The organism is Mycobacterium persicum (assembly GCF_002086675.1).
GTDB lineage: Bacteria > Actinomycetota > Actinomycetes > Mycobacteriales > Mycobacteriaceae > Mycobacterium > Mycobacterium persicum.
In genome coordinates this window covers 1-450 of record NZ_MVIF01000306.1, presented here as the reverse complement: position 1 = coordinate 450, position 450 = coordinate 1, and the positions used below count along the sequence as shown (strand labels likewise).

The window sequence follows — 450 nt, the reverse complement described above, 5'->3', positions numbered from 1 at the left end:
GCTCGGTGGTGATGCGCTGGGCGCGGTGTTGGGCGCGGGTGCGGGTGCGTTTGGGCATCCTGGCGGTTTTGTCGGTGCCGTAGTCATGCGGTGAGTCGGTTTCGGGGGTGGGCATGCCGCCGACGGCGTGGCACAGGCTGGGAAACAGCAGGGCGCTGCCGGGGGTGGTGACGTGGGTGGTGCCTGCCGGGGAGGTCAGGATCAGGGTGCCGTCGGCGAGTTGTTGTTCGCCCCAGCCCCAAAACGTTTTCACCAAATGGTGTGTGCGGCAATAACATTTGAGGTTCGAGGCGTGGGTGGGACCGCCTGCGGCGTAGGGGATCGTGTGGTCGATATCGCAGCGGGCCGCGGGGACATCGCAGCCGGGCCAGCGACACGTCAAATCCCGGCACCGCACGAAATCGGCCAACGCGGTCGAGGGCGTATAGCCCGGCTCGGGTGGGGCATCAC

The 450-nt window shown here is 67.3% G+C and carries 1 protein-coding gene; it reads right to left on the bottom strand.

What is annotated here, in order from left to right; translation table 11 throughout:
* Positions 1-450: HNH endonuclease signature motif containing protein (locus tag BST40_RS28530; RefSeq protein ID WP_142276877.1), on the bottom strand; the 450-nt coding region annotated here is incomplete at both ends.